Origin of the sequence: Microbacterium ginsengiterrae (assembly GCF_014205075.1) — a bacterium.
GTDB lineage: Bacteria > Actinomycetota > Actinomycetes > Actinomycetales > Microbacteriaceae > Microbacterium > Microbacterium ginsengiterrae.
The window spans coordinates 1,840,940-1,851,292 of sequence record NZ_JACHMU010000001.1; the positions used below are offsets into that span (position 1 = coordinate 1,840,940).

8 protein-coding genes are annotated in these 10,353 nt (G+C 67.8%); all 8 read left to right on the plus strand.

Features of this window, described 5'->3' with window-relative positions; translation table 11 throughout:
* Nucleotides 1-129: 129 nt before the first annotated feature.
* On the plus strand, nucleotides 130-1,416 hold the full coding sequence (locus HD600_RS09180) for a sugar ABC transporter substrate-binding protein (protein WP_144794911.1): 1,287 nt from the start codon (nucleotides 130-132) through the stop codon (nucleotides 1,414-1,416).
* A 43-nt stretch (nucleotides 1,417-1,459) separates the two neighbouring features.
* Nucleotides 1,460-2,440, plus strand: coding sequence for a carbohydrate ABC transporter permease (locus HD600_RS14930; protein WP_144794912.1), 981 nt, complete (start codon nucleotides 1,460-1,462; stop codon nucleotides 2,438-2,440).
* Nucleotides 2,437-3,270 (plus strand): carbohydrate ABC transporter permease, encoded by an 834-nt coding sequence (locus HD600_RS09190; RefSeq protein ID WP_144794914.1) that lies wholly within the window; start codon nucleotides 2,437-2,439, stop codon nucleotides 3,268-3,270. The genes HD600_RS14930 and HD600_RS09190 overlap by 4 nt, the downstream gene beginning before the upstream one ends.
* Nucleotides 3,267-4,760 carry a glycoside hydrolase family 3 protein gene (locus HD600_RS09195; protein ID WP_184283145.1) on the plus strand — a complete coding sequence of 498 codons (1,494 nt, stop codon included), beginning with the start codon at nucleotides 3,267-3,269 and terminating at the stop codon, nucleotides 4,758-4,760. The genes HD600_RS09190 and HD600_RS09195 overlap by 4 nt, the downstream gene beginning before the upstream one ends.
* A 151-nt stretch (nucleotides 4,761-4,911) precedes the next feature.
* Nucleotides 4,912-6,588 (plus strand): ABC transporter substrate-binding protein, encoded by a 1,677-nt coding sequence (locus HD600_RS09200; protein ID WP_184283148.1) that lies wholly within the window; start codon nucleotides 4,912-4,914, stop codon nucleotides 6,586-6,588.
* A gap of 86 nt (nucleotides 6,589-6,674) precedes the next feature.
* Nucleotides 6,675-7,679, plus strand: coding sequence for an ABC transporter permease (locus tag HD600_RS09205; RefSeq protein WP_184283150.1), 1,005 nt, complete (start codon nucleotides 6,675-6,677; stop codon nucleotides 7,677-7,679).
* Entirely contained in the window at nucleotides 7,676-8,626 is a 951-nt protein-coding gene (locus HD600_RS09210; RefSeq protein WP_144794922.1) for an ABC transporter permease, read from the plus strand. Before HD600_RS09205 ends, HD600_RS09210 begins: the two co-directional genes overlap by 4 nt.
* A 2-nt stretch (nucleotides 8,627-8,628) precedes the next feature.
* Complete coding sequence (locus tag HD600_RS09215) at nucleotides 8,629-10,344, plus strand: ABC transporter ATP-binding protein (RefSeq protein WP_184283152.1); 1,716 nt, start codon at nucleotides 8,629-8,631, stop codon at nucleotides 10,342-10,344.
* Nucleotides 10,345-10,353 lie beyond the last annotated feature (9 nt).

The following is a 10,353-nucleotide window of genomic DNA, read 5'->3' on the forward strand; positions in this document are numbered from 1 at the left end:
GCCCGTGTTACAGGTCTGTGACGATCGTCGGCAGGATTTGCGGGGATTTTGTTAGTGATGAATACTTTTTCGAGGATCGGCATGCAACCCCTGTAGCCGAAGGCAGTTTTCAATGAGGAGATTCACCTGATGAAGAAGCGCATTCTTCCGATCGTGGCGCTCGGCGTCACGGCGTCGCTCGGCCTTGCCGGCTGCGCGGGCGGCAGCGACAACGGCAGTGCGGACGGCGAAGGCCAGACGCTCAGCGTCTGGATCATGCAGGGCACCAACCCCGACTCCACCGCGTTCCTCGACGAGGTCGCCGAGGCGTTCAACGCCGAGACCGGCGCGACCGTCGAGTTCGAAGAGGTGCAGTGGGCCGACGCGCACGACCGCTTCGTGACCGCCATCGCCGGTGGCACCACCCCCGACATCGCCGAGACCGGCACCACCTGGACGGCGGAGTTCGCCGACGCCGGTGCACTTCTCGCTCTCGACGAGTACGTCGACGCCGAGGACGGCCTGCGCGACGACCTCGTCGAGGGTCTCGCCGTCGCCGGTACCTACGACGAAGAGCTCTACGGCATGCCGTGGTACGCGGGCGTCCGTTCGCTCGTGTACCGCGCCGACATCTTCGAGGAGCTCGGGCTCGAGGCTCCGACCTCCTGGGACGAGATCATCTCCGCGGGTGAGGCCATCCAGGCCGCGCATCCCGAGATGATGGCCTTCCCCGTGCCGGGTGACGCCGAGTTCCAGGTCTACCCCTGGGTCTGGGGCGCCGGCGGCGAGGTCGCCACCGAGGAGGGCGGCGAGTGGACCAGCGAGCTGGACAGCGCAGCCTCGCAGGAGGGCATCCAGTTCTACACGGACCTCGCCACGGAGTACGGCTTCTCCTCCGCAGGAGCCACGACGTGGAAGGAGACGGACCTGCGTGACGCGTTCACCCAGGGCAACGTCGCCATGATGCTCTCGGGCTCGTGGACCCCGGCTTCCCTCGTCGAGGCGAACCCCGACCTCGAGGGCAAGATCGGCGCAGCCGTCATCCCCGGCAAGGACGGCGGCATCGCTCCGTCCGTCCTCGGCGGATCGCACCTGTCGGTCTTCAACACCACCGACAACGCCGACCTCGCGTGGGAGTTCGTGGAGTTCATGACCACCGGTGAGTACGCCGAGAAGTGGGCCGAGCAGACCGGCTACTTCCCCGGTGTCGCATCGGCCATGGAAGAGGCTCTCGCCTCGACCGACCCGCTCGTCGCACCGTTCGCCGAGCAGATGGTCGACGGGGGCGCATCCGTGCCGGTGACCCCGAACTTCGGCGCCGTCCAGGCGAAGAAGACCACCAACGCCATGATGCAGTCGATCCTCAGCGGGCAGAAGGACGTCGCCACCGCGACGAAGGACGCCGCCGCCGAGATGACCGAGCTGCTCAACCAGTAATACGGCACACCCTCAATAACGACAAGTTAGGCAGTATCCCTTGATGTCGACGGTGCACGCACCGCTGCCGACACCCACGGAGGCGGGGTCCACCCCCGCCTCCGTGGCCGGTGGCCGCCGATCCAACCGCTTCACGCGGCTCGCCAAGTCACGCCCGTGGCTGCTCCTCGCGCCAGGACTTCTCATCCTGGCCGTGCTCATGCTGTGGCCGCTGGTGCAGGTCTTCCTGTACTCGCTGCAGGACTATGGTCTGCGCGAGATCAACACCGGCGAGAGCAACTGGATCGGCTTCGGCAACTACATCGAGGCCCTCACCGACTCCACCCTGTGGACGATCGTGCTCCCGAACACGGTCGGCTTCGCCGCCGTCGCGGTGCTCACCACCGTCGCCGTCGGCACCCTCGTCGCGCTGCTGCTGCAGCGTCTCGGGACGACGTGGCGCGTCATCGTCTCCAGCTGCATCATGATCGCCTGGGCCATGCCCGCGGTCACCGGCACCTACGTCTGGACGTTCATCTTCGATGCCGACCGCGGCATCTTCAACCGCACGCTGATCGACCTCGGGCTCATCGACGGCCCGGTCAACTGGTTCACGAACCAGTGGTCGTTCTACGCGATCGTGCTCCTCAACGTCGTCCACCACGGCTTCCCGTTCGTCGCCATCACGGTCCTCGCCGGACTCCTCGGCGTCTCGAAGGAGATGCTGGAGGCCGCGGCCATGGACGGCGCCGGCGCCTGGCGCCGGTTCTGGAAGATCGTCTTCCCGACCCTGCGCCCCGTCTTCTCCGTCGTGATCATCCTGTCGACCATCTGGGACTTCAAGGTGTTCGCGCAGGTCTACCTCATGCCGGGCGGATCCGGCTCCAACCGATCCGTGCTCAACCTCGGCGTCTGGTCGTACGTCGAGTCGTTCGGCCAAAACCGCTACGGGTTCGGTGCGGCCCTGGCCGTGCTGCTCACCCTCGTGCTGATCGGCATCACGATCGTGTACATCCGGTCGCTCATGAAGGAGGACGAACTGTGAACCCGAAGAAGTCCGTCCTCTCGCGGTTCGGCACCGGCGTCGCCGTCGCCGTCGTCCTCGCGTTCACGCTTTTCCCCGCGTACTGGATGATCTCGAGCGCCTTCGACAAGAACGCCTCCAGCGGTGGCCGCTCGTTCATCCCGGAAGAGTTCACGCTCGACCACTTCACCTACGTCCTCACCGAGGGCGGGTTCGGCACCTACCTGCGCAACTCCGCGATCGTCGCGATCGTGACGGTGCTCGTCAGCGCCCTCGTGTGCCTGCTCGCCGCCGTGGCCGTCGCGCGGTTCCGGTTCAAGTTCCGCACCACGATCCTCATGCTCATCCTCGTCGTGCAGATGGTCCCGCTCGAGGCGCTCGTGATCCCGCTGTTCCTCCAGGTCAAGAGCCTCGGTCTGCTCAACAGCATCATCGGTCTGATGATCGTCTACGTGGCGCTCTCGCTCGCCTTCGGCATCTGGATGCTGCGCGGCTTCGTGGCCGCGGTCCCCGTCGAGCTTGAGGAGGCCGCGTACATCGACGGCGCGAGCTGGTGGCGGATGTTCCGCTCCGTGCTGCTGCCCCTGGTCATGCCGGGGCTCGTCGCCACGAGCATCTTCAGCTTCATCACCGCGTGGAACGAGTTCATCTTCGCCATGACGATGCTCGGTGGAGCGACCGACCAGTACACGGTCGCGATCGGTCTGAAGTCGTTCTTCGGTCTGCACTCGAACGACTGGGGCAGCATCATGGCCGCCTCGACCATCATCACCATCCCCGTCATGGTCTTCTTCGTCATCGTGCAGCGCCGTCTCGCGAGCGGGATGACCGCCGGAGCGGTGAAGGGATGACCGACGAACTCACCCGCCTGGCCAACAGCGTGCTGTGGCCGGGCTTCTTCGGAACCCGTCTCGACGGCGACGGCGCGCCGACCTGGCTGCGCGATGCGCTCGAGAACGACCTGGCGGGTCTCGTCTACTTCGGCCAGAACATCACGGAGGATCTGGCGCAGCTGAGCGCGCAGATCCACGAGGCCAACCCCGACGCGCTCATCGGCATCGACGAGGAGGGCGGCAGCGTCACGCGCCTCGAGGTGGCGACGGGCTCGACCCTTCCCGGTGCCGCCCAGCTCGGCGTGCTCGACGACGTCGAGGCGACGAGGTCCACGGGTGCCGAGCTCGCACGGCGTGCGCGCGCGGTGGGTGTGGATGTCGTCCTGGGGCCGGTGGCCGACGTCAACACCGACCCGCGCAACCCCGTGATCGGTGTGCGCGCCTTCGGCGCCGACGCCGACCTCGTCTCGCGACATGTCGCCGCCGAGGTGCAGGGGATGCAGGACGGGGGAGTTGCGGCGTGCGTCAAGCACTTCCCCGGTCATGGGGACACCCACCTCGACTCCCACCACGCCCTTCCGGTCATCGAACTGGACCCCGCGGAGATCGAGCGCGTGCACCTCGAACCCTTCCGCGCCGCGATCGCCGCGGGCGTCGAGACCATCATGACCGCCCACATCGTCGTGCCGGCGTGGGGCGAGCGTCCTGCGACGTTGAACCCCGACGTGCTCGCGCGACTGCGCGGGATGGGGTTCGAGGGCGTCATCATCACCGACGCTCTCGACATGGCCGCGGTGCGCGAGTCGGTCGGGATCGGTGGCGGCGCCGTGCAGGCGCTGGCCGCAGGCGCCGACCTGCTGTGCATCGGCAATCCCACCAATCCAGGGGACGCGGCATCCAGCGACCAGGACGAGCGCGACTATCTGTCCGCCCGCGAGGCGATCGTCGCCGCGCTGCGCACCGGTGAACTCCCGCGTGAACGCGTCGAGCAGGCGCGTGATCGCGTGCGTGCCCTGGCGGCGCGTCTGCGTGCGGCCGCTCCGGCGCAGACACCGGCCTTCGACGGAGGCGCGATCGTGCGCAGGACTCTCCGCGTCACCGGCGCCGGCGTCGCGGACGCCGACGCCTCGGCGCTCTCGGTCGTCGATGCGCGCCGGCGAGCGACCCTCGCGGTCGACAGCGCCGCGTCATACGTCGCCGAGGCCATCGCCGGCGACGACGGTTTCCGTGTCCGCCTCGACGTCCAGCGGGCGACTCCGGAGGAGCGGGATGCCGCGCTGCAGCGCGCGATCGACGCCGGAGGGCGCCTCGTGCTGCTCATCGACCGGCCCGACGTCGATGCGCCGCAGCGCGAACTCGTCGAGCTCGCCGCGCAGCACCGGCCGGACGCCGTCGTGGTGAACGTGGGGCTCGCGGCGCAGCGACCGCTCCCGCTTCCCGTCGTGGATGTCACCGCCGCGAGCCGTGCAGGTGCCGAGGCGGCGCGCGCTCTGCTTCTCGGATCCTGACGCGAGAGCGTTATCGAGCTGATACCGGATCGCAACATGGATGCGTTTGGATTCCAGGTGCGGGCTGGGTAGCGTCAAATGCATCACGTGTGACGGGTGCGACGATGCTCCCGGAACGCGCAAGGTAGCGCCCACAGGGAAGGTACACAGCATGCACACCACATCCATGCGCCGACGGCGAGGGCTCATCGCTGTCACGGGCACCGCGATCGCAGCGATGCTGCTCGCGGGCTGCGTCGCGAGCGAACGAGGAGATGACGCAGGAGAGGGCGGCAGCGAGGTCGACAGCACCTTCGTGTTCGCCGCATCGTCCGACCCGGCCAGCCTCGACCCCGCATTCGCACAGGATGGCGAGACCTTCCGTGTGTCGCGTCAGATCTTCGAAGGACTCGTCGGCACCGTGCCCGGCACCGCCGACCCCGCCCCGCTGCTGGCCGAGTCGTGGGAGTCCGCAGAGGACGGCATGTCGCACACCTTCCAGCTCAAGGAGGACGTGACCTTCCACGACGGCACCCCGTTCAACGCCGAGGCCGTCTGCGCGAACTTCGACCGCTGGTACAACTGGACGGGCCTCGCCGCGTCCGAGGCGCTCGCCTACTACTACAGCAAGCTGTTCCACGGCTACGCGGAGAACCCCGAGAACGCCGTCTACAAGTCCTGCACCCCCGACGGTGACTACTCCGTCACCGTCGAGCTGAACAAGCCGTTCGCCGGATTCATCCCCGCGCTGTCCCTGCCGGCGTTCAGCATGCAGAGCCCCGCCGCGATGGCCGAGTTCGGTGCGGACGAGGTCAGCGGATCGGCCGAGGCGCCGCAGCTGTCCGAGTACGCGATGGGTCACCCCACCGGAACCGGACCGTTCAAGTTCGACGACTGGGCCCCGGGCGAGCAGCTCACGCTGAGCTTCAACGAGGACTACTGGGGCGAGAAGGGGCAGATCGAGCAGATCATCTTCCGCACCATCGATGACCCGACGGCCCGTCGCCAGTCGCTGGAAGCCGGCGACATCGACGGCTACGACCTCGTCGGCCCCGCCGACACCGCCGCCCTCGAGGAGGACGGCTTCACGATGGTCTCGCGTCCGCCGTTCACCATCCTGTACCTCGCGTTCAACCAGGCGATCCCCGAGCTGCAGGACCCGAAGGTCCGCGAGGCGCTGTCGTACGCGATCGACAAGGACGCACTGATCAGCCAGGTGCTGCCCGAGGGCACGCAGAAGGCCACGCAGTTCATTCCGCCGGTGGTCAACGGCTACAACGAGGACATCACGACGTACGACTACGACGTCGACAAGGCCAAGGCCCTGCTCGCAGAAGCCGGCTACGACGAGTCCAACCCGCTGTCGCTGACCTTCAACTACCCGGTCAACGTCTCGCGCCCCTACATGCCGGACCCCGAGCAGATCTTCACCGTGCTGTCCTCGCAGCTCGCCGAGGCGGGCGTCGAGACCACCCCGGTCTCGGACGAGTGGGTCGAGTACCTCGACCGCACCTCCGGCACGGCCGACCACGGCATCCACCTGCTCGGCTGGACCGGTGACTACAACGACACCGACAACTTCGTCGGCGTCTTCTTCGGCGCGCAGAGCTCGGAGTGGGGCTTCGACAACCCGGAGCTCTTCACGGCCCTGTCGGACGCACGCGGCGTGCCGGACCTCGAGGAGCAGACCGCGCTGTACGAGGACATCAACGAGATGGTCGCGACGTTCATCCCCGGTGTGCCGCTGGCGCACCCGGCTCCCACGCTGGCCTTCGACCCCCGCGTCGAGAGCTTCCCGGCGAGCCCGGTGAACGACGAGGTCTTCAACGAGATCGTCCTCACGAAGTGACGCGATAACGATCCGCCCCGCGCTTCCGCCCTTCCGGTCGGGGGTGCGGGGCGGATCGTTATCGTCTACGCAAACGGAGTCCTTCTTTGCTGCGCACCATCGGCAGGCGACTGCTTTTCCTCATCCCCACCCTGTTCGGCCTGAGCATCCTGCTGTTCGCCTGGGTCAGGGCCCTCCCCGGCGGACCCGCCGTCGCCCTCCTCGGTGAGCGCGCGACACCGGAGGCCATCGAGCGGGTCAACGCGCTCTACGGCTTCGACAAGCCGCTCATCGAGCAGTACTTCGTCTGGATCGGCCGGCTCCTCCAGGGAGACTTCGGCACCTCGATCCAGACCAACAGACCAGTGCTGGAAGAGTTCTTCCGGCGCTTCCCCGCGACCATCGAGCTGTCGATCGCGGCGCTGATCTTCGCGATCGGCATCGGCGTCCCGCTGGGCTACTGGGCGGCACGCCGGCACGGCAAGTTCAGCGACCACGCCTCGGTCGTCATGAGCCTCGTCGGCATCACGATCCCGGTGTTCTTCCTCGCCTTCATCCTGAAGTACATCTTCGCCGTGCAGCTCGGATGGCTGCCGGCCGACGGCAGGCAGAACCCGCGCATCGATGCGACGCATCCGACGGGGTTCTACGTGTGGGACGGCATCATCACCGGTGAGTTCGACGCCGCGTGGGACGCGATCCTCCACCTGATCCTCCCCGCTCTCGCGCTCGGGACCATTCCGCTCGCCATCATCGTGCGCATCACCAGGGCCAGCGTGCTCGAGGTCCAGAACGCCGACTATGTCCGCACCGGCCGGGCCAAGGGCGTGTCGAACTCGACGCTGCGCGGGCGCTTCATCCTCCGCAACGCCCTCCTCCCCGTCGTGACGACGATCGGTCTGCAGACCGGTCTGCTCATCTCCGGGGCGGTGCTCACCGAGACGGTGTTCGCCTTCCCGGGTGTCGGATCGTTCCTCGCCAGGGCGATCTTCACCAGAGACTTCCCCGTGCTGCAGGGCTTCATCATCTTCATCGCGATCGCGTACGCGCTCATCAACCTCGCGGTGGATGTCTCCTACAGCCTGATCGACCCGAGAGTGAGGGTCCAATGAGCGTTCCGCTTCCCCCCGCACAGGGCGGCGAGGTCATCGACACCGTCGCCGTCGCGCACGCCGACCTCAAGGACAGCTCCGGCGGCTTCTGGCAGGACGTGTTCCGCCGTCTGCGCCGCAGCCCCACCGCGTGGGCCGGCGCGATCATCGTGCTGCTGTTCCTGCTCGTCGCGGTGCTCGCGCCGCTGCTCGCGCCGTACCCGGAGACCGCCCTTCCCGGTGCACGCTTCATCACCCCGACGCACATCCCGGGTCCGGGGGAGCTCCCCGAGTTCCCGCTCGGTCTCGACCGCTTCGGCGGTGACGTGCTCTCCAAACTCATCTGGGGCGCGCAGGCCTCGCTGCTGATCGGTGTCGTCTCCACCGCGATGGGCCTCGTCGGCGGCATGCTGCTCGGCCTCGTCGCCGGCACCTTCGGCGGCTGGGTCGACACGCTCATCATGCGCATCGTCGACATCATCCTGTCGGTGCCGAACCTGCTGCTGGCCGTCTCGATCGCCGCGATCCTCGGCCAGACGCCGTACGCGATCATGATCGCGATCGGTGCATCGCAGGTGCCGATCTTCGCGCGTCTGCTGCGAGCATCCATGCTGCAGCAGCGCTCGAGCGACTACGTCCTGTCGGCCCAGTCCCTCGGACTCGGTCGCGGACGCATCACGATGTCGCACGTTCTTCCCAACGCGATCGGTCCGGTCATCGTGCAGGGCACGCTGACCCTGGCCACCGCGGTGATCGACGCTGCGGCGCTGTCCTTCCTCGGCCTCGGTGGCGGACGCCCCGAGACGGCGGAGTGGGGACGCATGCTCACATACGCGCAGAGCGAGCTGTCGATCGCGCCGTGGCTGGCGTTCTTCCCCGGCATCTGCATCGCCGTCACCGCGCTCGGCTTCACGCTGTTCGGTGAGGCGCTGCGCGAATCCATGGACCCGAGGACGAGGGCACGCTGATCATGACGAACGACGCACATAGCACCGGAGCGCCCATGCTCTCCGTCAAGGACCTCGCCGTCGACTTCCGCACGACGGACGGCATCGTCCATGCCGTCGAGGGCGTTGATCTCGAGATCTCCGCCGGTGAGACCGTCGCGATCGTCGGCGAGTCCGGCTCGGGCAAGTCGACCACGGCGATGGCCATCATCGGACTCCTCGCAGGCGGCGGCCGGATCGCCTCCGGCAGCATCCGCCTCGACGGGCGGGAGATCTCGAAGGCGTCAGAGAACGAGATGCGCAGCATCCGAGGCCGCGACATCGGCCTCGTCCCGCAGGACCCGATGTCGAACCTCAATCCGGTCGCGAAGGTCGGCACGCAGGTCGCCGAGACCCTCCTCGCGCACGGCCTGGCGAACCGTCAGAACGTGGCGGAGAAGGTCGTCGAGGCGCTCGAGGCCGCCGGTCTCCCCGACGCGCCCAAGCGTGCGAAGCAGTACCCGCACGAGTTCTCCGGCGGCATGCGTCAGCGTGCCCTCATCGCGATCGGACTCGCCTGCAAGCCGCGTCTGCTCATCGCCGACGAGCCGACGAGCGCGCTCGATGTGACCGTGCAGCAGACGATCCTCGATCAGATCGGTGCGATGACGAGGGACCTCGGCACCGCCGTGCTGCTCATCACGCACGACCTCGGGCTCGCCGCCGAGCGCGCGGAGCGCGTCGTCGTCATGCACCGGGGGCGTGTGGTCGAGCAGGGCCCCGCTCAGCAGATCCTCGAAGCTCCGCAGCATCCGTACACCCAGTCGCTCGTCGCGGCGGCGCCGTCCGTCGCGGCCGCGCGCCTGCGACCGGAGGCCTTCACCACCGCGACAACAGCAGACGCTCCCTCCGGGGTGCCGAGCGAGCAGAACCGGGGCGAGCGGGCCGACGTCGCTGAGTCGACGCCACCGCGGGCCGACAACATCGTCGAGATCGAGAACCTCACCAAGGTCTACCCCGTGCGCGGGCGCAGCGACGACTTCGTCGCCGTGAACGACGTCTCCCTCGCCATCCCGCGCGGCGAGACCGTCGCCATCGTGGGGGAGTCCGGGTCCGGCAAGACGACGACGGCGCGGATGCTGCTGAAGCTCATCGAGCCGACGTCCGGTGTGATCCGCTACGAGGGCAAGGACATCTCCTCGCTCAGTCGTGCGGAGTCGAAGGAGTTCCGCCAGCAGGTCCAGCCGATCTTCCAGGATCCGTACTCGAGCCTGAACCCGATGTTCACGATCGAGCGCCTGATCGGGGAGCCGCTCGACTTCTACAAGCGGGGCAGCAGTGCCGACCGCCGCAAACGCGTCCGCCAGCTGCTCGACGATGTGGCTCTGCCGCAGTCGATGCTGCGCCGGTACCCGTCCGAGCTCTCCGGCGGTCAGCGGCAGCGCGTCGCGATCGCCCGCGCCCTGGCGCTGTCTCCCGACCTCATCGTCTGCGATGAGCCGGTGTCGGCGCTGGATGTGCTCGTGCAGGATCAGATCCTCACGCTGCTGGGCGACCTGCAGCGCGAGTACGGGCTCAGCTACCTGTTCATCTCGCACGACCTCGCCGTCGTGCGGTTGATCAGCGACTACGTCTGCGTCATGAAGGACGGCGCGCTCGTGGAGGCGGCATCCTCGGAGGAGATCTTCACGAACCCGCGCGATCCGTACACGCGTCGCCTTCTCGCATCCATCCCCGGCAACGAGCTCAACATCGCCTGACCGGCGTCG